This window comes from Sphingomonas sp. 66-10, from assembly GCF_001897045.1.
Lineage (GTDB): Bacteria > Pseudomonadota > Alphaproteobacteria > Sphingomonadales > Sphingomonadaceae > Sphingomonas > Sphingomonas lycopersici.
On sequence record NZ_MKRR01000137.1, the window covers coordinates 20,129 to 42,955 of the forward strand.

The following is a 22,827-nucleotide window of genomic DNA, read 5'->3' on the forward strand; positions in this document are numbered from 1 at the left end:
CTCTATCTGGTGCTGCCGGCGACGACGCTGCTGCTGCTCGTCCTGCCCTTCCTCACCCGGCTGATCCGCGCGAGCCTGACCGAGACGCTCGAGGCGGACTATATCGCCGCCGCCCGGCTGCGGGGCCTGCCGGAACGGCGCATCGTCTGGCGCCATGCCGTGCCCAATGCGCTCCCCCCGGTCATCCAGGGCTTCGCGATGGCGACGCGGATGGTGCTGGGCGGCGCGCTGATCGTGGAGGTGGTGTTCAGCTATCCGGGAATCGGCAGCGCGCTCAACGCGGCGATCGAGACACGCGACATTCCGGTCGTCCAGGCGATCGCGCTGCTGACCGCGATCGCCGTCGTCTTCATCAATCTCGTCGCGGACTTCGCGACCGTTCTGCTGACGCCGCGGCTGCGCACGACGACCCGGCCCCGGCTACGTAGCGGCACCGGGGCAAGACTGCGCCTGCGCGCGGGAGGCGCATGATGACGAGCCGCCGGCGCAGGCCAAACCGATGGCGCAACGAGCGCCAGATCCGCGCAGGGACGGTGCTGCTGGCGGCCGTGCTCGCGATCGCATTGCCGGGGCCGTGGCTCGCGCCGCACGATCCCAATGCCCTGATCGGCGCCCCTTACGGCCCGCCCGGGGCCGGCGCCTGGCTGGGCTATGACTATCTCGGTCGCGACATCTGGTCGCGGCTGCTGGCGGGTGGCCTTTCGATATTCTGGATGAGCATCGCCGCCTCGATCCTCGCGCTCGCCGCCGGCGCGGCGATCGGGATGTTGAGCGCCTATCGCAAGGGCGCGGTGGACCAGGGCGTCGTCTGGTCGACGGACGTGCTGTTCGCCTTTCCCGACCTCATCCTCGTCCTCCTCGTCGTTTCGATGCTGGGGCGCGCGCCGTGGCTCATCGTGCTGCTCGTCGCGATCGCCTTTCTGCCCGGCGTCATTCGCCTGTCGCGCGGCGTGACGCTGGGGATCGTCGAGCAGGAATATGTCGATAGCGCGCGCATGATGGGTTTCTCCTCCGCGCATATCCTGCTCCGCGAGGTGCTGCCCAATATGATCACGCCGCTGCTCGTCCAGTTCGGGGTGATGCTGACCTGGGCGATCGGGATGCTCTCCGGCCTCAGTTTCCTCGGCTATGGCGTCGCGCCGCCGGCCGCCGACTGGGGGCTGATGATCAACGAGAATCGCGCCGGCCTGCTCGTACAGCCCTGGGCGGTGCTGGCGCCGGTGGCGATGATCGCGCTGTTCGCGCTCGGTACCAACCTCATCGCCGAGGGCATCGGCCGCATCAACGCCCGCATCGAGGAGGAAGCGTGATGCCCGCCGCCTCCCCGGCGCTGGTCGTGCGCGACCTGCGCGTCGACCTGGCGCCGCGCGGCGCGCCGATCGTCGCCGATATATCGCTGACGCTCGCGCCCGGCGAGATCCTCGGGCTGGTCGGCGAATCGGGCAGCGGCAAGACGACGCTGGCCAATGCGCTGCTCGGCTATGCCCGGCGCGGGACGCGCATCACGGGCGGATCGGTGCTGGTCGACGGCCAGGACATCCTCGCGCTCACCGACGGCGAAAGACGCGCCGCGCGGGGACGGCTGATCGCGCATGTCCCGCAGGACCCGGCGATGGCGCTCAACCCCCTCGCACGGATCGGCGGCTCATTGTCGGAGACGCTGGCCATTCACCGGCGCGAGCTGCCGCCCGCGGCGCGCGCAGCCGCGGTCGCGGCGGCGTTGGCGGACGTCGGCCTTCCGAACGATCCGGCCTTCCTGCGCCGCTATCCGCACCAGCTTTCGGGCGGCCAGCAACAGCGCGTGCTTCTGGCGCTCGCCTTCATCCTGCGCCCGCGCGTGATCGTGCTCGACGAGCCGACCACCGCGCTCGACGTGATCACGCAGGCGCAGGTGCTCGATCTCATCCGCGGTTATTGCCGGGAACAGGGCGTCGCGGCCGTCTATATCTCGCACGACCTCTCCGTCGTGCAGGATCTCGTCGACCGTGCCGCGGTGCTCTACGCCGGCCGGCTGGCGGAAGTGGCCGACAGCCGCGCGATCTTCGCCCAGCCGATGCACCCCTATACGCGCGGCCTGCTCGGCGCGATGCCCGGCGTCGACCGGCGACACGCGCTGAGCCATATTCCCGGCCACGCCCCGTCCCCCGGCCAGCGTCCCGACGGCTGTGCCTTCGCGCCGCGCTGCGCCCGCGCCACCGACCTCTGCCGCGCGACCGAGCCGAGGCTGACGGAAGGCGTATCGGGCACCTTCGTCGCATGCCACCACCCGCTGCTTCAGACACCGCTGGAGCGCCGCACCGCCCAGCCTTCCACGCCGGCGCCGGCCGATCGGCCTGCCCTGCTTACCGCGGCGGGCATCGACGCTTATTATGGCGCCAATCAAGTGCTGTTCGACGTCGGATTTTCGGTGCAGGCGCGGCAATGCACCGCGATCGTCGGCCAGTCGGGGTCGGGCAAGACCACGCTCGCCCGCGCACTCGGCGGGCTGGGTTCCGCCGTCACCGGCGAGCTCGTCATCGGCGGCACGCCGATCGGCATCGGATCATCCCCGCGCGCCAGGGACCTGCGCCGCCGTATCCAATATATCTTCCAGAATCCGTTCCGCGCGCTCAACCCGCGTCAAAACGTGGCGGATAACCTCGTCGCGGTGGTTCGGCACTTTTTCCCCGTCAGCGCCCAGGAAGCGCGCGAGCGCGCGCGGGCCGCGATCGCGCGCGTCGCGCTGCCCGCGACCGTGCTCGATCGCCGGCCCGGGAAGCTTTCGGGCGGCGAGCGTCAGCGGGTCGCGATCGCGCGGGCGCTGCTGTGCGAGCCCGAGGTGCTGATCTGCGACGAGATCACGTCCGCGCTCGACGTGTCGGTCCAGGCGGCGGTGCTCGATCTCCTCATGCGGCTCAAGGCGGAAGGGCTGACCATCTTGTTCGTGACCCACGACCTCGCGGTCGTGCGCGTCATCGCCGATCATATCATCGTCCTCAAGGACGGGCGCATCGTCGAGCAAGGCGAGGCCGATGCGGTGCTCGACCGGCCAGCGCATGCCTACACCCGGCGCCTGATCGCCGATTCCGCGAGCGCCGCCGAGCTGGCGCTCGCATCCTGATTGCCGGACGAACGTCATCATCCATTCAAAACCATCATGGGTGGGGATGCGGAAATCCATGTCGCTCTGACAGGGCCGCCAGAATTTTGGCCTTCTCGGCTATGAAGACACGTCCACGATAGCTGCCGGTTTGGTAATGAGATATTTCACCATCGGCCAGGACGAGCAGAGGCAACGACTGGTTCTCCTCGCCCACCAATTCGATAACCGGTCGCCTCGGACGAGGCCATGCGATCCGCTCGACGTCGAGCCCGCGCGCAAGGCCCGGAAAGGAAGCCAGCACGCCCTCCAGCAGCGCACAATGCCAGCAATAGAAAGTCTGTTCCGGATAAGCCGGATCTTCGAACCCAGGGCGAAGCAGGAAGAGCCTATCCCTGTTCGAGGCAAATTCATCTCGAATGGTATCGCCCATGCACCGGACTTCCTTCCGAATTCTTGCCATCGTGCAGCGTGGAGACGACCGCGCCAGCTTCAGGCCCCGTAGCCCGCCTCCCATCCGTGCGGCAAGGAAGTTCCCATTCGCGCGGCCGCGCTATATGTCTACCATATTAGTGCGGATTTGACGGAGCGCGCTCAACCTTGTTCGCATACTTATTCTCGCGCCGGGGGTTGGACATACGGCGGCAGAGAAGGATCGAGCATTGACCGGCGGCAATATCGTTATCATCGGCGGCGGTTTCAGCGGCAGCTTGCTTGCGATCAATATCGCACGCTTCGGCGGCCCGCATGTGACGCTGATCGAACGCGACGCCGATGTGCTGGGGCGTGGCCTCGCTTATGGCGCCGCGCGGCCCGAGCAATTGCTCAACGTGCGCGCCGGCGGGATGAGTGCCTTTCCCGACGATCCCGACCATTTCGTGAAATGGCTCGATCGACGCGATGCCGAGCATAGCCCGTTCGTCAGGCGGCGGCTCTACGGCATCTATCTGCGCGAATTGCTGCAAAATACGGTCGAACGAGAGCCCGACCGGCTGAATATCGTCGTCGGCGAGGCGCTGGATGTGCTCCCGCGCCCGGGCGGCGGATTCCATATTCGTGTGGCGGGAAGCGAGGAGATCGCAGCGGCGACCGTCGTTCTGGCGCTGGGAAATCTCCCACCGGCCGAACTCCCCCCGTTGCGCGATTCCGGCCTTGCCGCACCCGATATCGTCAACGATCCGTGGCGGCAGGACATTCTCGACGGCCTCGGTCCCGAAAGCACGATATTGGTGCTCGGCACCGGCCTGACCGCGATCGACACCGTTCTCGATCTGGTCGATCGCGGCTTTCCCGGTCCGATCATCGCGCTGTCGCGCCGTGGCTTGCTGCCCCAGCCGCACGACATCGCGCAACCGAAGGTCGATTTCCTCAAGGACATGCCCGATGCGGACATTTCGGTGCTGCTCAACGATACGCGCCAGGCCGCATCGCGCAGTGGCTGGCGCAATGCGATCGACCGTTTCAGGCCGATCAGCCAGCACCTCTGGGCACGCTGGCCGCTTCAAAAGCGCGCCCGTTTCCTCCGTCATCTGCGCGCTTATTGGGATGTTCATCGCCACCGGCTCGCCCCGCAAATCGCAAGCCGCATCGACGCGCTGACCAAGTCGCGCCGGTTGCGAGTCAAAGCCGGCAAGCTCCTTGGCGTCGCCCCCGTGGCGGGGGCGATCGAGGCGCGCTGGCGGCCGCGCGGGTCGCCCACGATGCAAACCGCGAGGGTCCACCGGATCGTCAATTGCACCGGGGTCGGTGCGGATCTGCGCCGCGCGGACGATCCGCTGACGAAGGCGCTTCTCGCGAGCGGCGCGATCGCGGCCGACCCGCTCGATCTCGGGATCGAGGTCGATGCGCAATGCCATGTCCGCGCGGCAAACGGCAGCATCCATCCCGAGCTTTATTGCATCGGGCCGATGACCCGCGGGACGTTCTGGGAAGTGACCGCCGTTCCCGATATCCGGCGGCAGGCGTGGGATCTGGCACGCCGGCTTTCAAATGCGCATTGGGTCGAGGGCGACGGCCTTTGATTAACCAGTCGCCAGGGCATCAGGGTGCGCCGCTCGCCTTCCACGTCACGACCAGCGCATCGCGATAGGCCGCCGCGGCGTTCGCGGTCACCCGGATCGGGGTCACCCCGTGCCGGATCCGGCGATCGTCGAGGAGGACAGCATCGCCCGGATCGAGCAGCGTGAACCGCCCCAGCCGGCGGCCGTCCGCTCCACCGATTTCGGTCACACCTTCTTCAACATTCTGACGCGCAACCAGAATTACCAGAACCCAGTCGACACCGTCGCGGTGCAGGCCTTCCGGCGTAGGGCGGCCAAGTTCTTCCGGTGACGTCTCGATCCTGAACTGGTGCATTTCGCTATGCCAGGGGGCGGTCGGCGCTCGCCGATCGAGCGTCGCGAACAGCGGGGTCAGCGACCGGAAGATCGATGCCACGATCGCGCTTTCGGCGATATCGGTCTCGACCGCATCGAACCAGCGCTGCACGTCTCCGTTCAGCGGGTTATAGTCGCGGCTCTGGAAATGAGGCTGGTCGGGCTTCCGTACCAGATCACCGCCGCGCACTTCGAAAGCGGCATGACGCCGGCGCCGGTATCGCCCGCCGTCGGCCATGTAGCGGTCCTCGCCGAGCCGCTCCCACGAGGCCGCGAACGTCTGCCATTGTTCCCCGGTCCAGCCGACGATCTGCTGGAGCGCCGGCGCCGCCAGATGAATATATCCGCTGTTCGCCAAGGCCTGGTCGATATCCTCGATCGTGATGATGGAGCCAGCCAATGCGCGAGATCCTTCCCAATCCCCAATGTGCCGCCCCTCTAGCACCGGACCGGACGGCCGCCCATTTCCATTCTCGCTCGCGGTGGCAGCGGCATTCATACCGGGAACAGAGTTGCCAACGCCGCTTCATCGCCACGGAAATTCGAGTTGCAAGGCAACGAACCCGGCGGTTCCTCTGCCATAGCGCGCCGCAATCGCCTCAAGCGCACGATCGAGTTGCGACGCCGGGGGAATGGCAGGGTCCAGAGACCGGGTCAGGTCCGTTTCACGCGCGGAACGCCCGCCCGTTGTGAGCTTCAAACCGTCGGCGGTAAGCACTGTCGCCTGCGAGGTCAGCGCCAGCGCCTTCGAGCGATAGGTGCGCGACCAGGCGTCCGCGGTAAGCGCGAGGGCGATGCCATCCACACCGTCGGCAACCGGGATACCGATGGTTTCATGGCCCCAGACTGCCGCGCTGTTGGAAACCAGTTGCCACACCCAACCCGCATTGAGGTGGAGCTCGCGGCTGTCATGCGCAGCGTCATAGCCCGACACCCCAAGTTGCGCAGCGAGCTTCTCGGCGTGCTCCTTCCCGCCGATCGCCTCCACCAACGCCAAGGAAACCGGAAACGACGCCGTTACCCCGGTTGTCGTGACGACGCCGCGGTCCACAACATAACGCCGGTCGCGCGCGTAACGCATCGCGGGATGCGCGCGCATCAGACCGTCGATCGCATACCAGTGCGTCGTCGCCATCCGTCCATCGAGCAGACCGGCGCGCCCCAGCACCTTCGCACCTTCGCAGATGCCGATGATCGTCGCCCGCGATGCCGCCTGCTGCCTTATCCACGCAACGATCGGCCCCTCGCGGTCGTCGTGACGATAGGCCGGCACGATGACATAATCCGCGCCGTCGGGGTGCGCCTTGTCGAAACCGGCAAGCGTATCCTGCGGCTCGATCGAGAGCGCCGGCATCATCGCGATCGTTGCGTCTGTCGGTGCGATCACCGTCACGTCGACGAGCCCCGATCGCGTCAGGACAGCCTGCGGGATCATCAGGTCCGTCGTCTCCGCGCCGCGATTATCGGCGACGATCGCAACCAGGGGCCGCGCGCGTTTCGGCGGTTTCATCCCGGCGATGAGGCGCCGCTGTTCGTCGGCAGCGAGCGGCAGCGCGACGCTTCCCGCTTTCCCGCTGCACCCCGCCGCCAGTGTCGCAACGCCAAACCCGGCCGCGCCCGCCAGAAAGCCCCGGCGCCCCAATCGATCATCAATCCGCTCGCTCATCATGCAGACAAATCTATGCGCAAAGCTTATCTGGCTTAAATGCCACAGACATCGGAAAAACAGCCAAAATCGCGACGGGACCGGCGGCGGCTGGTGATTTTGATCGCCTTCGAGGGCGTGGAGCCGCTGGACGTTACCGGGCCGATGGCGGTTTTCCATCGCGCCGAGGAGCAGCTTCCGGGCAGCTATGATCTGCGCGTGGCGAGCCTCGGCAGCACCGCGGTCGTTACTGCGACCGGCTTGACGCTGGGCGGGACGGTCGCGCTCGGCAGCGTCGAGGCCGATCCCGACACGATCCTCGTCGCAGGCGGCAGCGAGAAAGCGGTTCGCGCTGCGGCAACCGACGCGCATCTTATCAACTGGCTGACCGAACGTGCGCCGCGCACGCGCCGAATCGGCAGCATCTGCACCGGTGCGTTCGTGCTCGGCGCAGCGGGGCTACTCGACGGGCGCTGCGCCGCGACGCACTGGGCGGCGGCGCGCGCGTTACAGGCCTATTTTCCCCTGGCGCGTGTGGATGCCGACGCAGTCTACCGGATCGACGGCCCGATTTGCACATCCGCCGGGGTCACCGCCGGCATCGATCTCGCATTGGCGCTGGTCGCCGCCGATCTGGGGCAAGGCGTCGCCGCGAAAATCGCGCGCGATCTGGTGCTGTTTCTTCACCGCCCCGGCGGGCAGCGCCAGTTCAGCCAGACGCTCGCCGCCCAGTCTCATGCCAGCAGCCGCTTCGCCGATATCCTGCCGTGGATCGCCGACAATCCGACCGCGGACTTGTCCGTATCGGCGCTTGCCGCTCGATCCGCGATGAGCGAGCGCAATTTTGCGCGACGTTTCGCGCAGGAGATCGGCAGGACACCGGCGCGCCATGTGTTGGAAGTACGACTCGATCATGCGCGGCGGGATCTCGAATCGACCGATTGGCCGCTCGACCGCGTGGCCGAACGTAGCGGGTTGGGCGGGGTCGATACGCTGCACCGCCTGTTCCGCCGCGAGCTCGGCGTGACTCCGGGGGCATATCGGGCGCGTTTTGCGAAGCCGGGCAGCGCCGCTGTGGCCGAATGATGCCACACGCCCGCCTGGGCGTTGAAGGCGACGCGGTTTTCCTGCACTTTTATGTCGACTTGAGCAGCATTTCACCACGATAGGAGCAGGTTGTGCAGGATTCTGCCGACATCGACATCGATCAGATGGATTATCGACTCCTGCGGGAGCTGACGCGCGACGGCCGTGCATCCGATGTGGCGTTGAGCGAGCGGGTGCATCTTTCCAGCACCGCCGTCGGGCGGCGGCGAAAATTGCTCGAGGATCGCGGAATGGTCCAGGGCTACAGCGCCGATCTCAGCCTGTCGCGGCTTGGCTTTGGCACGACGGTGATCGTCGCGATTGAATTGAGCTCGCAAGCCGAACATGTCCTGAACGAATTCGAGCAAGCCGTGTCGCAATGCCCCTCCATGTCTTTCTGCAGTTTCGTATCGGGAGACACGGATTTCATCATGATGGTCCATGTGAAATCGTTCGAACATTATGACAGCGTCTATCGAAAGGAGCTTTCCACCCTTCCTCATGTCGCGAAGATCAGAAGCAGCTTCGTGATGCGCAAGGTGCTCGATCGCAAGGTGCCGGCGGCAGTGCTGGCGGTGCAACCGTAACGCGAACCGCCCGATACGCGATCGCAAGGGCACGTACCCCACGCTTCCGGGCGGAGGTATCACGCGCCCTTTCGCTATTTCACGCAGGAATCCTGCGCAGAAACCGCAATGCGGCTACGAATTTAGTGGGAACTCACCCCAAGCTTCTGTTAGCTTCCTATTCGAGTTCGAAGACGCCGCGCCCTTCCGGTATGCGGCGATCGGTTGGCTCGGACCGGGATCACCCGGCCAGAACAGATGACCCCCGCGCAGGAACCAACGAGAGAGAGAAACCGACCGAGGTGAGGATTGCCCGAAGGAAAATAGAAAGGGGCAATCATGTCTGTTTTCCTGCTCTCGTCAGCGTTGCTGGCGCGCGGCCATCGTTTCCTGAAGCCTACCGCTCTCGCCACGACGGCGTTGGCGACGCTCTCCGCCGGCGGCGCATGGGCGCAAGAAGTTGCTCCGGTGCCGGGCGCGCCCCAGATCGGACCGATCCGCCAGGCGCCTGCCCAATCGGGCGGCCCGGTCAATACCTCCGGTGCGAAGCCCGCGCCCGCTGCCACCGGCATTCCCGGCGACGACCTCGGCGATGAAGGTGCGACGCCGAAGGGCGATATCGTCGTCACCGGCTCGCGCATCGTGCGCGACGGCTATGCCGCGCCGACCCCGGTCTCGGTGCTGGGGGCGGCGGAGATCGCAGCGCAGGCGCCGGCAAATATCGCCGATTTCGTCAATACCCTCCCCTCGATCGCGGGGAGCGGCACCTCGGCGACCAGTTCGGGAAGCCTGTCGAACGGGATCGCCGGCATCAACTCGATCAGTCTGCGCGGCCTTGGCGTGGGGCGGACGCTGGTGCTGGTCGACGGACAACGATCGGTGGCCTCCTCGATCGGCGGCGTGGTCGACATCAACACGATCCCGCAGGATCTGGTCGAGCGAGTCGAGGTGGTGACCGGCGGCGCGTCCGCGCAATATGGGTCGGACGCGGTAGGGGGCGTCGTCAATTTCATTCTCAACAAGAATTTCAAGGGCGTCGAGCTCAAGGTCGACAATGGCGTCAGCACCTATGGCGACGGGATGAATTACCGGTTCAGCGGCAGCGCCGGTTTCTCCGCACTGGACGATCGGTTGCATGTCCTGGTCAATGCGGAATATTTCCACCAGGACGGCGTCGACACGATCAACCGCGGCTGGAACAACGCCGACTATTTCCAGATCAACAATCCGGCCTATACGCCGACCAACGGCCAACCACAGCGGCTCGTCGGATCAGGCTTCGGCGTCAGCACCTATACGACCGGCGGACTGATCACCTCGGGGCCACTCGCCGGCACCTATTTCCTCGGCAACAATCAGACAGCGGCGCTCAATTTCGGCACGCGCAGTGCCGTTTCCTCGCCGTGGATGATCGGGGGCGATTACAAGGTCACGATGGCGGGGCACAGGGGCACCAATTCGCTCTTGCCGACCGAGGAGCGGATCGGCGTGTTCAACCGCGTCGCTTACGATCTCACCAACGATATCCAGATCTACGGTCAATTCTCGTGGAATCGATACGAGGGGCAAAGCTTCTATCAGCAAACCCCCAGCACCGGCGTGACGATCCAGCCGGACAATGCTTATCTGCGCACTTATTATCCCACACTGGCGGCTCAGGTGACCGCGCCTTTTACGATCGGCACCAGCAACAATGGCTTCCCCGCCCCGGGAAGCGACAACCGGCGTGAGGTCTATCGCTATGTCGCCGGGGTTAACGGCAAATTCGGGCTCTTCGGGCGGACCTGGAAATGGAATGCTTATTATCAGCACGGCATGACCAAGGCGCATGAGGAGCTGACCAATACCTGGAACGTCGCGCGAATGGCGCTGGCGCAGGATGCGGTGATCGTGACCTCCGCCAATGTCGGGTCATCCGGGCTGGCGCTCGGCAGCATTGCCTGCCGTTCGACGCTCACCGCGCCGACCAACGGCTGCGTACCGGTCAACCGGCTCGGCATCCACGGCGGCCCCGACCCGAAGGCGCTGGCCTATATCTACGGCGCGGGGCAACCCTATCGCGACGAGACGATCAAGGAGGATGTCGCAGCGGCGAGCGCCAGCGGGGAATTGTTCAATCTCCCCGGCGGCCCCGCGGCGGTGGCGCTCGGCGCCGAATGGCGCAAGGAGCAGATCAGCGGCTATGTTCCGACCGAATATCAGCCCGTCCGCAATGCCAATGGAACCACCACGAACAACTGGCTCTACGGCAATTACCTGCCCAATTTCGGCGAATATAATGTCAAGGAAGGCTTCATCGAAGTCGATCTGCCGATCGTGAAAGGCATCAACCTCAACGCCGCCGGCCGCTATACGGATTATTCGACCTCGGGCGCGGTGCAGACCTGGAAGGTCGGCGGAACCTACACGCCGCTGCCCGATATCAAGTTCCGCGCCACCTACAGCCACGATATCCGCGCGCCAAACCTCCAGGAATTGTTCGCTTCGGGAACGGCGCGCACCAATTCGGTGATCATGCCGGCCAACTCGCCGCTCGGCGCGGGGGCCTTCCAGTTCGTCGAGAGCACGATCGGCAACCCGAACCTCAAGCCCGAGAAGGCGAATACATGGACGGCGGGCGCGGTCGCGACGCCGCGCTGGTTGCCCGGCTTCACCATGTCGTTCGACTATTATGATATCAGGATCACCGATGCGATCGGATCGATCACCTCCCAGAATACGGTGGATTTCTGCTATTCCGGGTCAACGGCCTATTGCAACAACATCGTCTATAACGGCGGCGCGTTGAGCCAGATCGTCATCCAGCCGTTCAACTTCGCCAGCCAGCATGAGACGGGATTCGACATCGATGCGACCTACCGCACCGATCTTTCCGCGATATCGGCCGATCTGCCCGGCAGTTTCAGCATCAGCACCGCGATAACCCATTACATAAAGAACGTGATCAACAACGGGATTTTCCCGATCGACTATGCCGGGGTGAACGGCGGCAGCCTGGCGGGCACCTACAACGCGCCCCATTGGGTCTATCGCGTCAGCGCCTTTTACAAGGTTGATCCGGTGACGATCAATCTGGTCGCGCGCGGCTTCGGATCGGGGGTCTATGGCAATGATTACATCCAATGCACCTCGGGATGCCCGGCCTCGACCAATCAATATCGCACGATCAACAACAACCACATTCCCGGCGCGACCTATTTCGACGCATCGATCAGCTTCAAATTCTCCGCCGGCAGCCATGACGGCAGCTTGACCTTCGTAGTCAACAATATGTTCAACAAGGATCCCGTGCTGGTGGGCAATGGGCCCGACGGCAACAATGTGCCGGCTTACGCCCAGACCAGCCGCCAGCTCTATGACGTGGTCGGTCGGGTATTCCGCGTATCGGCGGGCGTGAAATTCTAAGGGGAAAAGGAGGGTCGAATGAAGAATCGATTTGAACGCACAATAGCCGCCGCGCTGATGGCGAGCGTCTTGTGGTCGCCGCTCGCTTATGCGGCGACCGACGAGCAGAAGAAGGCGGTGGAGGCCGGCGTCGAGGCGCAGACCAAACAGATTCAGGTGATGGTCGATCAGGTCTTTTCCTATGCCGAGCCCGGTTTTCAGGAGGTGCGCACCTCGGCCTATCTCACCGACATCCTGGAGAAGAACGGCTTCAAGGTGACCCGCGGGGTCGCCGGCATCCCCACCGCCTTCACCGCGACCTGGGGCTCGGGCGGGCCGCTGATCGCGCTGGGATCGGATATCGACAATCTGCTCGGCGTCTCGCAATATCCCGGCATCCCCAACGTCAAGCCGATGGTCGCGGGCGCGCCGGGGCATGGCGAGGGGCATAATTCGGGCATGCCGCTGATCATCGCCGCGGCGATCGCGACCAAGGCGGTGATGGAGAAGAACCATATCCCCGGCCGGCTGATGATCTGGCCGGGCGTCGCGGAGGAACTGCTCGCCTCAAAGGCTTATTATGTCCAGGCCGGGCTGTTCAAGGACGTCGACGCCTGCATCTTCGTCCATGTTTCCAGTGAGTTCGGCACCGCTTACGGCGATCTCGGGCAGAACGGCATGGTCTCGGTGGAATATACGTTCCACGGCAAGACCGCGCATGCCGCCGGCGATCCGTGGGACGGGCGCAGCGCGCTCGACGCGGTCGAGCTGATGGATACCTCGTGGAACTACCGCCGCGAGCATCTGCCGCTGACCCAGCGGTCGCATTACGTCATCACTAACGGCGGCGGGCAGCCCAATGTCGTCCCCGATCTCGCCTCGGTCTGGTATTATTTCCGCGACCGCAGCTTCGGCGACGTGAAGACGCTCTACGATACCGGCAACGAACTCGCCGATGCCGCCGCCAAGGCGACCGGCACCACGGTCGAGCGACGCATCCTCGGCTATGCCGCGCCCAATTTCGCCAACAAGCCGCTGGCCGAGGCGGCCTTTCTCAACATCAAGGCGGTCGGCATGCCGAAATGGGATGCCGATGATCAGGCCTTCGCCAAGGCGGTGCAGGAAACCAACCACCGCAAGGTCGCGCCGCTCACCGATACCGTCACGCCGCTGTCGACCCCGGAAAACCGCCCGCGGTCGATGGGCGGCGGCTCGGACGATATCGGCGATATCATGTGGACGGTGCCGACGATCACCATCCGCTATCCGTCGAACATTCCCAATATGATCGGCCATAATGTGCTCTCGGCGATGGCGATGGCGACGCCGATCGCGCACAAAGGGGTGGTCGTCGGCGCGAAAGCGGTGGCGATGACGGTGCTGGACATGATGACCACGCCCAAACTGCTCGCCGACGCCAAGGACTATTTCAACAACGTCCAGCTCAAGACCGACAGCTACAAGCCGATCCTCGAAAAGCCCGCGATCTGGCTCAACGAAAAGACGATGCGGGAAATGCGCCCACAGATGGAAAAATATTATTACAACCCGAAGAAATACCCCACCTATCTCGACCAGCTCGGCATCAAATGGCCGACGCTGACCGCGAAGGAGTGATCGAAATGGCGCAAGCCCGGCCGAAAAGTAATTCGGCCGGGCTACCCGGTTTGCACTACAAGCTTACACCGGCGGAGCCGGTGCTATCGGTTGTTCGTCGGTCGGCGACAGCTTGATCATCGTCTGTTGCGCCATCTTCCCGTTGGCAACGATGATCCGGCGGCCGTCATCGGTGCGCAACACCGTGAATCCCAACGAAATGTCCTCAACGACGCCGACGTCGAAATCATCCTTGGTCGGCGCGCTGATCTGGATACGATCGCCTCGCCGGAAGGGCTTGTAGAGGACGAGGCTTATCCCCGCGACAAGATTCCCCAGCGTCGTCTGGGCGGCGAATCCGATCACCACGGAGACGAGACTGACCCCGGCGAGCAGCGCGGTGCCAAAGCGGTTCAAGGCGGGAACGACGCGCGTATAAGCGACGATGAGGATGACCCACATCACCAGCACGGCAAGGTGGCTGAGGAAGGACAAGGTGATCTGGTCGATACGGTCCGACTGGTCGTGACGGAGCGCGGCGCCGACCGCATAGCGCAGCACCCATGAAAGGATCAGCCCGACCAACAGAAAGATAGCACCCGACAACAAGGCGCCAAAGATCGTATTGGGATCGAATAATTCGATCCTCATTCGACGCTGCCCTGCTCATCGGTGATGATCAAAGCCGAATCGGTGCGCGCGATCGCGACCAGCGTCAACCCTGCCCTCATCGCGCGTTCCACGGCGAGGCTGGTCGGCGCCGAGATCGTCACCAGCATCGAACAGCCTGAGCGAACCGCTTTTTCGACGAGTTCGTAACTGCATCGCGCGGAAAGCAGGTAAAAGCCCGTCGCTGGATCGATTGCGTCGCTGGCGAGCGCACCGATCAGTTTGTCGAGCGCATTGTGCCGGTCGACATCCTCTCGGACGCGCAGGATCGCACCAGCGGGAGAACAGAAGGCAGCAGCATGCGAGCCGCCCGTGGCGTGACCCAATGGCTGATGATCCCGGAAACCGGCCAGCGCGCGCATGATCGCGAGCCGATCGGTCGATATCTGTGCTTTTACCGGCGGGAGCGACCGCAACAGCTGCTCGACCTTCCCGACGCCGCAAAGGCCGCAACTGCCCTCCGCCTCGCGCCGGCGCGCGCGTCTGAACACGCGCTCAGCCCGTTCGGCCGGTAACGATAGCCGGATCGCCCAGCCGCCATCGACCCGCTGGATGTCGATGCTCTCGATCTGATCCGCCCGGTCCACAAGCCCGTCGCTGAGCGCGAAGCCCAATGCATAGTCGCGCAAGTCCGACGGCGTTGCCATCACCACGGTATAAGCGACCCCGCACACCTCGATCGAAACCGGGGCCTCGACCGGAATAGTGCGCAGCAGCGCCGCATCGCCGATCTCGGCGAAACCAACGCGGCGAACCGCAAGGTTGACGGCTTGTAGCTTATCGAGGGCCATGCTCGACTTTCAGTCGCTCGGCCTGCGGCCGAGCCTGAGCGCGGTGAACATCTTGAGCGCAAGGTATCCGGGCTTAAAGGGGGTCAAGGCGCGCGCTCCGGTTGATTCCACCATCGGCCCGGATGGAGCAATAGATGTGCCAGACGTGATGTCGTCTTAATTCAATGTCTTATTCATTGAGCGACAAGGGACGAAGACAAAAGGTCCAAACCGGTCGCGACAAATTGTCTTCGTTCCAGCCCACGCGGCCCGATGCGCTTCGTCGACTGCAATGGTAGCTGTAACCCGCGCGAACAAAGGACCGATTCGCGCGCGGCAACGCTCGGGCGTCCGATCCAGGGTAAGATCGGGTTTCGACGGACAAGGATAGCAGATGGAGGAACAGGGCGTGCCGGGTCAGGAGACAGAAGAGAATAACGGCGTCGACCCGGATTTCTGGCCCTGGCTTGCGCAAGCCTCGATCCTGGTGGTCGACGACGAACCCGGGATGCGGAATTTTCTCGTGCGCACGCTGCGACCGCGATGCAAGCGGATCGACGAGGCGTCCGACGCGCGCGAGGCTTCGCGCAAACTCGATGCCCGGCCCTATGACGTCGTCATTCTCGATAATCTTCTCCCCGGCAGGACCGGGCTCGAATGGCTGGCGGAACAGCGCGCATCGGGCCTCTTTGCGGATGTCATCCTGATCACCGCGCATGCGGATCTCGACACCGCAATCGCCGCGCTGAGGGTCGGGGTCGTCGACTTCGTACTGAAGCCTTTCCGCTCCAATCAATTGCTCAGCGCCGTCGCGCGATGCCTCGATCGCGATCGGCTGCAGCGCGAGAATGCGGTTCTCCGTCAGGAACTCAAAGGTGCGTCGGGACGAGAGGGGCTTCGCAGCACATTGACGGGAAGGTCGCCCGCAATCGAGGAGATCCGGAAGATCATCGCGCGCGTCGCGCCACTGCCGAGCTCGGTGCTGCTCACCGGCGAATCCGGAACCGGCAAGGAAGTGGCGGCGCGCTCGATCCACGCGCTTTCGGATCGCGGCGACAAGCTCTTCGTGCCGGTGAATTGCGGCGCGATTCCATCCGAACTTCTCGAAAGCGAACTGTTCGGACATGTCAAAGGGTCGTTCACCGGTGCTCACGGCGCGCGTGAGGGTCTGATCCAATATGCCAAGGGCGGGACGATCTTTCTCGATGAGATCGGCGACCTTCCCTTGCCGATGCAGGTCAAATTGCTCCGGGTGATCGAAGATCGCCGGGTGCGCCCCGTCGGCGCGGAGCGGGAAACGCCGATCGACGTCCGTTTCGTCTTCGCGACCAACGCCGACCTTGCCGAGCGTGTGAACGAGGGACGGTTCCGGCAGGACCTTTTCTATCGTATCAACGTCCTGGAGATTCGGCTGCCGCGGCTTGTCGAGCGCGGTGATGACGTGGAGGAGCTCGCTTCGGCCTTTATGAGCGACGTAGCGCTGCAGCTCGGCATGGCCCCGGTACCCATCGATCAAAATGTGCGTCGGTATCTCACGCGTTACGAATGGCCCGGCAATATTCGGGAATTGCGCAATTTCATCGAACGCGCGGTGATCCTGGGCCGGTTTCCCAATGCTTATGAACGGGCCGAGGAACCCCCCGGTCGCAAGCCCAGGACGCTGGCGGAGGTCGAGCGGCGGCATATTCTAGCCATGTTGAAGGAAACGGGCGGCGACCGCGAGGAGACCGCCCGGCGGCTCGGCATCTCGCGAAAGACCGTCGACCGCAAATGCGCGACCTGGAATGTCTGATGCCATAGCGGCGGGGATGAAGCGGCGGCATTCGGTGCGTTACCGGCTGCTGGCGATCGCGCTCTTGCCGATGCTGGTTATCCTGCCGATCTTCCTTGGCATCGCGATGAAGCGATGGAACGACCGGTTCGACGCGATGCTGCTGTCGAAGGTCGATGGCGATCTCACCACCGCAAACCAATATCTGTCCCGATTGCTGGCCGGTGATCAGGCCTCGCTTTCGTCGCTGGCCTAGTCGGCGCGATTTTTGGATGTGCTTTACGGCAAGGCAAAGCAGGACGCGTCGCTTGATATGCTGCTCGCGCGCGAAGCCGGCAAAACCGGCGCCGACTTTCTATATCTGGTTGACGCCGGGCATCGGGTCATCGCGTCGAGCCGCCCGTTTGCGTCGCGCGCGCCGGGCGCGATCAGATATGATTGGCCGATCATCACGCGCGCGCTGCGCGGCCAGCCGAAAACCGGAATCGATCTGTTTTCCCAGGCGGATCTGGCGGCGATATCGCCGCAACTGGCAGGCCGCGCGACGATCCATCTGATTGCTACCGAGAAAGCAGCCCCGACCTCCCGAACGATCGAGAATCGCGGCATGGTGGTCCATTCGGCGGTGCCCGTCACCTTAGCCGACGGCACATCGGCCGCATTGGTCAGTGGCATGTTGCTCAATCGCAATCTGCGCTTCATCGATACGATCAACGCTCTGGTGTATCACGATACCAGCGTTCCACGCGGGAGCCACGGCACGGCGTCGCTGTTCCTCGGTGACGTTCGCATCAGCACGAACGTCCGATTGTTCGAGGGCCATCGCGCGATCGGAACGCGAGTGTCGAGCGCGGTGCGGAGCGCGGTGCTCGGCGAAGGACGCACCTGGCTCGACAGCGCGTTCGTCGTCAACGATTGGTATATTTCCGCCTATCAGCCGCTCGTCGACACCGATGGCAGGCGTGTCGGGATGCTCTATGTCGGCTTTCTCGAAAAGCCGTTCACCGCGATGCGCCGCGAAATCGTCCTGTCGCTCGCCTTCGCCTTTCTGCTCGTCACGGGGCTGACAGTTCCCTTATTCCTGCGCTGGGCGAGCGATATCTTCAAACCGCTCGAGCGAATGGCGACGACCATCGCGCAGGTCGAATCCGGCGATCTCGCCGCGCGAACCGGATCGAGCGGCGATGCGGGTGAAATCGGCATGGTGGCCAAGCATCTCGATGGCCTTCTTGATGAAATTCAGGATCGCGATCGGCAGCTTCGCGCATGGAACGACGAACTCAATCGGCGCGTCGAAGAACGAACCGAGCATCTGGTCGCGGCGCGCAAGCAGATCGAAGATACCACAAAACAGCTCGTCCTGGCGGAGAAGCTCGCAACGCTCGGCGAGATCAGCGCCGGCATCGCGCATGAAATCAACAATCCGCTCGCGGTGATGCAGGGCAATCTGGAGATCATCCGGGCGGTGCTGGCCGGCCGAACCGACGATCTCGACCTCGAGTTCAGGCTGGTCGACGAGCAGATCGGGCGCATCAGCGAAATCGTGCGGAAGCTTCTGCAATTCGCCCGACCTGCGGAATATGCCGGCTATGAGGATCGGCAGGACATTGCGGCGATGATCTCCGACACCCTCCCGCTTGTCGAGCACCTGCTCAAAAGAGCGGCGGTCACCGTCGTGCGCGACGATCGGGCGCGCCGCGAAGTGCGGATCAACCGAACCGAGCTCCAGCAGGTTCTGGTCAACCTCATGGTGAACGCGATCGATGCGATGCCCAGCGGCGGCACGCTGACCTTGCGCAGCTATGATGCCGAGGGCGCGGGCGGTGAGCCCGGCGCCGTTATCGAGGTGCAGGATACCGGAATCGGGATGAGCGATAATGTGCTCGCCCGCATCTTCGATCCCTTTTTCACCACCAAGCAGCGCGACGGCAACGGGCTCGGCCTGGCGATCTGCCAAATGCTCATATCCCATACGGGAGGCACGCTTACTGCGTCGAGCACGCCGGACATCGGATCGACCTTCTTCCTGTGGCTTCCCGAAGCCGGCGATGACGGGACAAGGCGTGAAGGACATTCTGTCTAGGCGCCTGCGGACAGACTGTCCCCCACGGCCCCGCCAATCGACCCCAAGCTGCTTGATCCTCGTTGCTTAATCGCCGCTGCAGATACGGCATAGTTCTTGCTCCCTCCGCGCCGACACACGGAACGCTCGTCGAGGGCATCGAGCGCAGAGGAGCAGCGAAATGGGCAAAGCCATCGGAATTGACCTGGGCACCACCAATTCGTGCGTTTCGGTGATGGACGGGAAGAGCGCGCGCATTATCGAGAACAGCGAAGGCGCACGTACCACGCCATCGATTGTCGCTTTTACCAAGGATGGCGAACGCCTGGTGGGGCAACCCGCCAAGCGGCAGGCGGTGACCAACCCGACCAACACGATCTTCGCCGTCAAGCGACTGATCGGGCGGCGTTTCGACGACCCCGTGGTCGAGCGCGACAAATCGCTGGTCCCTTATAAGATCGTCGAAGGGCCGAACGGCGACGCCTGGATCGAGGCCGATGGAAAATCCTATTCGCCGTCGCAAATCTCGGCCTTCATCCTGCAGAAGATGAGGGAAACGGCCGAGGCGCACCTCGGCGAAACCGTGACGCAGGCGGTCATCACGGTGCCGGCCTATTTCAACGACGCGCAACGCCAGGCGACCAAGGATGCGGGAAAGATCGCGGGTCTCGAGGTGCTGCGGATCATCAACGAACCGACGGCTGCGGCGCTGGCCTATGGGCTCGAGAAGAAGAAGCAGGGCAAGGTCGCCGTCTACGACCTTGGCGGGGGCACGTTCGACATCTCGATCCTCGACATCGGCGATGGCGTATTCGAGGTGAAGGCGACCAACGGCGATACCTTCCTCGGCGGCGAGGATTTCGACATGCGGATCGTCAATTACCTCGCGGACGCCTTCAAGAAGGATCAGGGCATCGACCTGCGCGGCGACAAGCTCGCGCTCCAGCGGTTGAAGGAGGCTGCCGAAAAGGCCAAGATCGAATTGTCGGCGAGCAAGCAGACCGAAATCAACCTGCCCTATGTCTCGGCCGATGCCTCCGGCCCGAAGCATCTCCTGATCACCCTCACCCGCAGCAAGCTCGAGTCGCTCGTCGAAGACCTCATCCAGCGCACGATGGAGCCGTGTCTCAACGCGCTTCAGGACGCCGGGCTCAAGGCGGAGCAGATCGACGAGGTCATTCTCGTCGGCGGGATGACGCGCATGCCGAAAATCCAGGAAGTGGTGCAGAAAATCTTCGGCAAGGAGCCGCATAAGGGGGTCAATCCCGACGAAGTCGTGGCGTTCGGCGCGGCGATCCAGGCCGGGGTCCTTCAGGGCGATGTCGAGGATATCCTGCTGCTCGACGTGACCCCGCTGTCGCTCGGCATCGAGACGCTCGGCGGTGTCTTCACCCGGCTCATCGACCGCAACACCACGGTTCCAGCCAAAAGAAGCCAGACCTTCTCGACGGCGGACGACAATCAGCCGGCCGTTACGATCCGCGTCTTCCAGGGCGAGCGCGAGCTGGCGGCCGACAACAAGCTGCTCGGGCAATTCGACCTCATCGGTATCCCGGCCGCGCCGCGGGGTGTTCCGCAGATCGAGGTGACCTTCGATATCGACGCCAATGGCATCGTCAACGTCTCGGCCAAGGACAAGGGAACCGGGAAGGAGCAGACGATCCGGATCCAGGCGTCGGGCGGCCTTTCGGACGACGACATCCGGCGCATGATCAAGGAGGCCGAGGAGCATGCCACCGAAGACAAGAAGCGCAAGGAAGTCATCGAAGCCAGGAACGTCGCCGAGTCGCTGCTCCATGCGACCGAGCGGGACATCGAGGAGCTTAAGGACAAGCTTTCCCCTGCCGACAAGCAAGCGGCGGAAAGCGCGATGAGCGATCTGCGCACGGCATTGCAGGGCGATGACGCAGCCGCCATCACGGCAAAGACTGCGGCGCTCAGCCAACAGGCGATGAAGCTGGCCCAGGCGATCCATTCAGCCGCGCAGGCCGGCGCGAGCGCGGGACCTGGTTCGGGCGGCGATAACGACGATGATGTCGTCGATGCCGAATTCACCGAGCTCGCCGACGACGAGAAGGGATCAAAAAAATAGCGACGGTTCGCGAATGACGGCGAAAGATGCCGCGTTTCGTGGCATGGATCGGAAGATCGCGGCCGATTGCCGGCAATGACCTTCGGGCATTGTCACCGCAGCGAGGCGCCGGAAAGTGGCGGGGGCGAGAGTGAAGAATCCCTATGACATATTAGGTGTCGCGCCGGCCGCTTCCGCCGCGGAGATCCAAAGCGCCTATCGCAAGCTCGCGAAGAAGCTCCATCCGGACCTCAATCCCGGCGACAAGGGCGCCGAGGAAAAGTTCAAGGAGGTCGCCGGCGCCTATGACCTTCTCAGCGATCCCGAAAAACGCAAACGCTATGACGCGGGCGAGATCGACGAAAGCGGCGCCGAGCGGCCGCAGCACCAATATTATCGCGACTTCGCCGACTCCGACTTCGGTCACTACGCCAGCGACGGCGGCTTCGCTGATTTCGCCCAGGGCGACGATCCGTTCGCTGATCTGTTCCGGCGCAGCGCCGAGGCACGCGCCAATCGCCGCGGCCGCGATCTTCACTACCGGCTCGAAATCAGCTTCGTCGAGTCGATCACGGGCGGGTCCGAACGTATCACTTTGCCGACCGGCGGCACGCTCGACGTGTCGATCCCGGCGGGCATCGTCGACGGCCAGACCCTGCGCCTGAAGGGCAAGGGCACACCGGGTTCGGGCAAAGGCGGCCCCGGCGACGCATTGATCGAAATCGAGGTGCGTCCCGATCCACGCTTCAAGCGTGACGGCGACGATATCACGATCGACCTCCCGATCTCCCTGTCGGAGGCGGTGCTGGGAGGAAAAATCCGGGTGCCGACGCCGACCGGCGACGTGACCATGACGGTTCCCGCCGGCGCCAACAGCGGCACCACGCTGCGGTTGAAGGGCAAGGGCGCACCACGTCGCGGCGGGGCGCGCGGCGATGAGTTCGTCAAGCTCAGGATCGTTCTCGAAAAGCCGATCGATCCCGACCTTCGCGCGTTCGTATCGAACTGGGAGGCGGGCAAGGCGTTCAACCCACGGGAGGATATCGCCAGATGACGATCGATACCGACGAATTCCTGGCCCGATCGGGCATCGACATGCGGTTGCTCCAGCAATGGATCGAACGCGAATGGTTGCGGCCCGATCGCGGCGACGCCGCGCTCATCCTCTCCGAGCTGGACGCCGCACGCGCGCGCCTCATTCGCGATCTCAAGGGAGACTTTGGCGTCAACGACGAGGGGGTCGAGATCGTGCTCCACCTCGTCGACCAGATTCACGGACTTCGCCGCGTGCTGGTGGAGTTGCGGCGCGACATGCAAACAACGCGGCGCTCGACGATCCGACGCACGAGGGTCCGCAAGGTCGGGCAAATCGCCGCGAAGCGTCGCCGGCCCTGATAGGATCGCCGACCGACGGATCGCGAACGCCGGCGAAAAGCAAATAGAAGGAGTTTAACGTGCCTTCAGAATCCCTCGCGCATCATGTCGTGATCGTCGGCGCGGGGTTCGGCGGGGTCGAGGCGGCGCGCGCCCTCGCCGACGCACCGGTCCGGATCACGCTCCTCGACCGGCGCAATTATCATCTCTTCCAGCCGCTCCTCTATCAGGTCGCGGGAACCGCGCTTGCGCCTTCCGATATCGCATGGCCGATCCGCAGCCTCGTCCGGGGTGCGAAGAACGCGACGACGCTGCTCGGCGAAGTGGTGAGCATCGACGCGCGGCACAAGCGGCTGCTGACGAGTTACGGCGCGACGAT

21 protein-coding genes are annotated in these 22,827 nt (G+C 64.0%); 15 read left to right on the top strand and 6 right to left on the bottom strand.

All coding sequences use genetic code 11. From position 1 onward, the window contains the following. The 3 genes from BGN95_RS18540 to BGN95_RS18550 form a co-directional block, all read left to right on the top strand. Nucleotides 1-471 (top strand): ABC transporter permease (locus tag BGN95_RS18540; RefSeq protein ID WP_286773614.1); only part of this gene is annotated, 471 nt, incomplete at its 5' end. Next, entirely contained in the window at nucleotides 471-1,310 is an 840-nt protein-coding gene (locus tag BGN95_RS18545) for an ABC transporter permease (protein WP_286773615.1), read from the top strand. The genes BGN95_RS18540 and BGN95_RS18545, both read left to right, overlap by 1 nt. After that, nucleotides 1,310-3,100 carry an ABC transporter ATP-binding protein gene (locus BGN95_RS18550; protein ID WP_286773616.1) on the top strand — a complete coding sequence of 597 codons (1,791 nt, stop codon included), beginning with the start codon at nucleotides 1,310-1,312 and terminating at the stop codon, nucleotides 3,098-3,100. The genes BGN95_RS18545 and BGN95_RS18550 overlap by 1 nt, the downstream gene beginning before the upstream one ends. A gap of 34 nt (nucleotides 3,101-3,134) precedes the next feature. On the opposite strand, the gene BGN95_RS18555 is transcribed toward BGN95_RS18550, so the two are convergent. Further along, nucleotides 3,135-3,512 carry a DUF3088 domain-containing protein gene (locus BGN95_RS18555; RefSeq protein ID WP_286773617.1) on the bottom strand — a complete coding sequence of 126 codons (378 nt, stop codon included), beginning with the start codon at nucleotides 3,510-3,512 and terminating at the stop codon, nucleotides 3,135-3,137. Nucleotides 3,513-3,741: 229 nt separating this feature from the next. On the opposite strand from BGN95_RS18555, the gene BGN95_RS18560 reads away from it, so the two are divergent. Beyond that, nucleotides 3,742-5,100 carry an FAD/NAD(P)-binding protein gene (locus BGN95_RS18560; RefSeq protein ID WP_286773618.1) on the top strand — a complete coding sequence of 453 codons (1,359 nt, stop codon included), beginning with the start codon at nucleotides 3,742-3,744 and terminating at the stop codon, nucleotides 5,098-5,100. Between the two features lie 19 nt (nucleotides 5,101-5,119). Here BGN95_RS18560 and BGN95_RS18565 read toward each other — a convergent pair whose 3' ends face one another. Continuing rightward, complete coding sequence (locus BGN95_RS18565) at nucleotides 5,120-5,953, bottom strand: 2OG-Fe dioxygenase family protein (protein ID WP_286773619.1); 834 nt, start codon at nucleotides 5,951-5,953, stop codon at nucleotides 5,120-5,122. Between the two features lie 27 nt (nucleotides 5,954-5,980). Beyond that, nucleotides 5,981-7,279: a DJ-1/PfpI family protein gene (locus tag BGN95_RS18570; protein WP_286773620.1), complete on the bottom strand. Its 1,299-nt coding sequence runs from the start codon at nucleotides 7,277-7,279 to the stop codon at nucleotides 5,981-5,983. On the opposite strand from BGN95_RS18570, the gene BGN95_RS18575 reads away from it, so the two are divergent. From BGN95_RS18575 to BGN95_RS18590, 4 genes are all read left to right on the top strand, one after another. Further along, nucleotides 7,265-8,185, top strand: coding sequence for a GlxA family transcriptional regulator (locus BGN95_RS18575; RefSeq protein WP_286773621.1), 921 nt, complete (start codon nucleotides 7,265-7,267; stop codon nucleotides 8,183-8,185). The two genes, BGN95_RS18570 and BGN95_RS18575, sit on opposite strands and share 15 nt — an antisense overlap. 92 nt (nucleotides 8,186-8,277) lie before the next feature. Continuing rightward, nucleotides 8,278-8,772: an Lrp/AsnC ligand binding domain-containing protein gene (locus BGN95_RS18580; RefSeq protein ID WP_265267964.1), complete on the top strand. Its 495-nt coding sequence runs from the start codon at nucleotides 8,278-8,280 to the stop codon at nucleotides 8,770-8,772. A 318-nt stretch (nucleotides 8,773-9,090) separates the two neighbouring features. After that, entirely contained in the window at nucleotides 9,091-12,156 is a 3,066-nt protein-coding gene (locus BGN95_RS18585; protein ID WP_286773622.1) for a TonB-dependent receptor plug domain-containing protein, read from the top strand. Between the two features lie 18 nt (nucleotides 12,157-12,174). After that, complete coding sequence (locus BGN95_RS18590) at nucleotides 12,175-13,752, top strand: amidohydrolase (protein ID WP_286773623.1); 1,578 nt, start codon at nucleotides 12,175-12,177, stop codon at nucleotides 13,750-13,752. 63 nt (nucleotides 13,753-13,815) lie between these two features. Here the strand turns inward: BGN95_RS18590 and BGN95_RS18595 are convergent, their stop codons facing one another. Both BGN95_RS18595 and fdhD read right to left on the bottom strand, forming a co-directional pair. Beyond that, nucleotides 13,816-14,382 carry a mechanosensitive ion channel family protein gene (locus tag BGN95_RS18595; protein WP_286773624.1) on the bottom strand — a complete coding sequence of 189 codons (567 nt, stop codon included), beginning with the start codon at nucleotides 14,380-14,382 and terminating at the stop codon, nucleotides 13,816-13,818. Next, nucleotides 14,379-15,191, bottom strand: coding sequence for a formate dehydrogenase accessory sulfurtransferase FdhD (gene fdhD / locus BGN95_RS18600; protein ID WP_265267960.1), 813 nt, complete (start codon nucleotides 15,189-15,191; stop codon nucleotides 14,379-14,381). The genes BGN95_RS18595 and fdhD overlap by 4 nt, the downstream gene beginning before the upstream one ends. Before the next feature lie 487 nt (nucleotides 15,192-15,678). Here fdhD and BGN95_RS18605 point away from each other — a divergent pair, with 487 nt between their 5' ends. After that, nucleotides 15,679-16,962 (top strand): sigma-54-dependent transcriptional regulator, encoded by a 1,284-nt coding sequence (locus BGN95_RS18605; RefSeq protein ID WP_286773710.1) that lies wholly within the window; start codon nucleotides 15,679-15,681, stop codon nucleotides 16,960-16,962. After that, nucleotides 16,955-17,197: a hypothetical protein gene (locus BGN95_RS18610; RefSeq protein ID WP_286773625.1), complete on the top strand. Its 243-nt coding sequence runs from the start codon at nucleotides 16,955-16,957 to the stop codon at nucleotides 17,195-17,197. The genes BGN95_RS18605 and BGN95_RS18610 overlap by 8 nt, the downstream gene beginning before the upstream one ends. Nucleotides 17,198-17,220: 23 nt before the next feature. On the opposite strand, the gene BGN95_RS18615 is transcribed toward BGN95_RS18610, so the two are convergent. Continuing rightward, the gene (locus BGN95_RS18615) at nucleotides 17,221-17,616 is read right to left on the bottom strand and encodes a hypothetical protein (RefSeq protein WP_286773626.1); all 396 of its coding nucleotides are present in this window, start codon (nucleotides 17,614-17,616) and stop codon (nucleotides 17,221-17,223) included. On the opposite strand from BGN95_RS18615, the gene BGN95_RS18620 reads away from it, so the two are divergent. The 5 genes from BGN95_RS18620 to BGN95_RS18640 form a co-directional block, all read left to right on the top strand. Further along, nucleotides 17,615-19,024, top strand: coding sequence for a sensor histidine kinase (locus BGN95_RS18620; RefSeq protein WP_286773627.1), 1,410 nt, complete (start codon nucleotides 17,615-17,617; stop codon nucleotides 19,022-19,024). The two genes, BGN95_RS18615 and BGN95_RS18620, sit on opposite strands and share 2 nt — an antisense overlap. Nucleotides 19,025-19,184: 160 nt before the next feature. Continuing rightward, complete coding sequence (gene dnaK / locus BGN95_RS18625) at nucleotides 19,185-21,095, top strand: molecular chaperone DnaK (RefSeq protein ID WP_286773628.1); 1,911 nt, start codon at nucleotides 19,185-19,187, stop codon at nucleotides 21,093-21,095. A gap of 130 nt (nucleotides 21,096-21,225) precedes the next feature. Next, the gene (locus BGN95_RS18630) at nucleotides 21,226-22,128 is read left to right on the top strand and encodes a DnaJ C-terminal domain-containing protein (protein WP_286773629.1); all 903 of its coding nucleotides are present in this window, start codon (nucleotides 21,226-21,228) and stop codon (nucleotides 22,126-22,128) included. Then, entirely contained in the window at nucleotides 22,125-22,469 is a 345-nt protein-coding gene (locus BGN95_RS18635) for a chaperone modulator CbpM (RefSeq protein ID WP_286773630.1), read from the top strand. Before BGN95_RS18630 ends, BGN95_RS18635 begins: the two co-directional genes overlap by 4 nt. Nucleotides 22,470-22,528: 59 nt before the next feature. Then, on the top strand, nucleotides 22,529-22,827 hold a 299-nt coding region (locus BGN95_RS18640), incomplete at its 3' end, for an FAD-dependent oxidoreductase (RefSeq protein ID WP_286773631.1).

Excerpts from the sequence above, each read along its gene's own strand:
- BGN95_RS18585 (WP_286773622.1), top strand. The coding sequence starts at position 9,091 with ATGTCTGTTTTCCTGCTCTCGTCAGCGTTGCTGGCGCGCGGCCATCGT.
- BGN95_RS18550 (WP_286773616.1), top strand. The coding sequence starts at position 1,310 with ATGCCCGCCGCCTCCCCGGCGCTGGTCGTGCGCGACCTGCGCGTCGAC.
- dnaK (WP_286773628.1), top strand. The coding sequence starts at position 19,185 with ATGGGCAAAGCCATCGGAATTGACCTGGGCACCACCAATTCGTGCGTT.
- BGN95_RS18590 (WP_286773623.1), top strand. The coding sequence starts at position 12,175 with ATGAAGAATCGATTTGAACGCACAATAGCCGCCGCGCTGATGGCGAGC.
- BGN95_RS18575 (WP_286773621.1), top strand. The coding sequence starts at position 7,265 with ATGGCGGTTTTCCATCGCGCCGAGGAGCAGCTTCCGGGCAGCTATGAT.
- BGN95_RS18565 (WP_286773619.1), bottom strand. The coding sequence starts at position 5,953 with ATGAATGCCGCTGCCACCGCGAGCGAGAATGGAAATGGGCGGCCGTCC.
- BGN95_RS18570 (WP_286773620.1), bottom strand. The coding sequence starts at position 7,279 with ATGGAAAACCGCCATCGGCCCGGTAACGTCCAGCGGCTCCACGCCCTC.
- BGN95_RS18610 (WP_286773625.1), top strand. The coding sequence starts at position 16,955 with ATGTCTGATGCCATAGCGGCGGGGATGAAGCGGCGGCATTCGGTGCGT.
- BGN95_RS18545 (WP_286773615.1), top strand. The coding sequence starts at position 471 with ATGACGAGCCGCCGGCGCAGGCCAAACCGATGGCGCAACGAGCGCCAG.
- BGN95_RS18635 (WP_286773630.1), top strand. The coding sequence starts at position 22,125 with ATGACGATCGATACCGACGAATTCCTGGCCCGATCGGGCATCGACATG.
- BGN95_RS18620 (WP_286773627.1), top strand. The coding sequence starts at position 17,615 with ATGTTGCTCAATCGCAATCTGCGCTTCATCGATACGATCAACGCTCTG.
- BGN95_RS18555 (WP_286773617.1), bottom strand. The coding sequence starts at position 3,512 with ATGGGCGATACCATTCGAGATGAATTTGCCTCGAACAGGGATAGGCTC.
- BGN95_RS18605 (WP_286773710.1), top strand. The coding sequence starts at position 15,679 with ATGCGGAATTTTCTCGTGCGCACGCTGCGACCGCGATGCAAGCGGATC.
- BGN95_RS18615 (WP_286773626.1), bottom strand. The coding sequence starts at position 17,616 with ATGCCACTGACCAATGCGGCCGATGTGCCGTCGGCTAAGGTGACGGGC.
- fdhD (WP_265267960.1), bottom strand. The coding sequence starts at position 15,191 with ATGGCCCTCGATAAGCTACAAGCCGTCAACCTTGCGGTTCGCCGCGTT.
- BGN95_RS18595 (WP_286773624.1), bottom strand. The coding sequence starts at position 14,382 with ATGAGGATCGAATTATTCGATCCCAATACGATCTTTGGCGCCTTGTTG.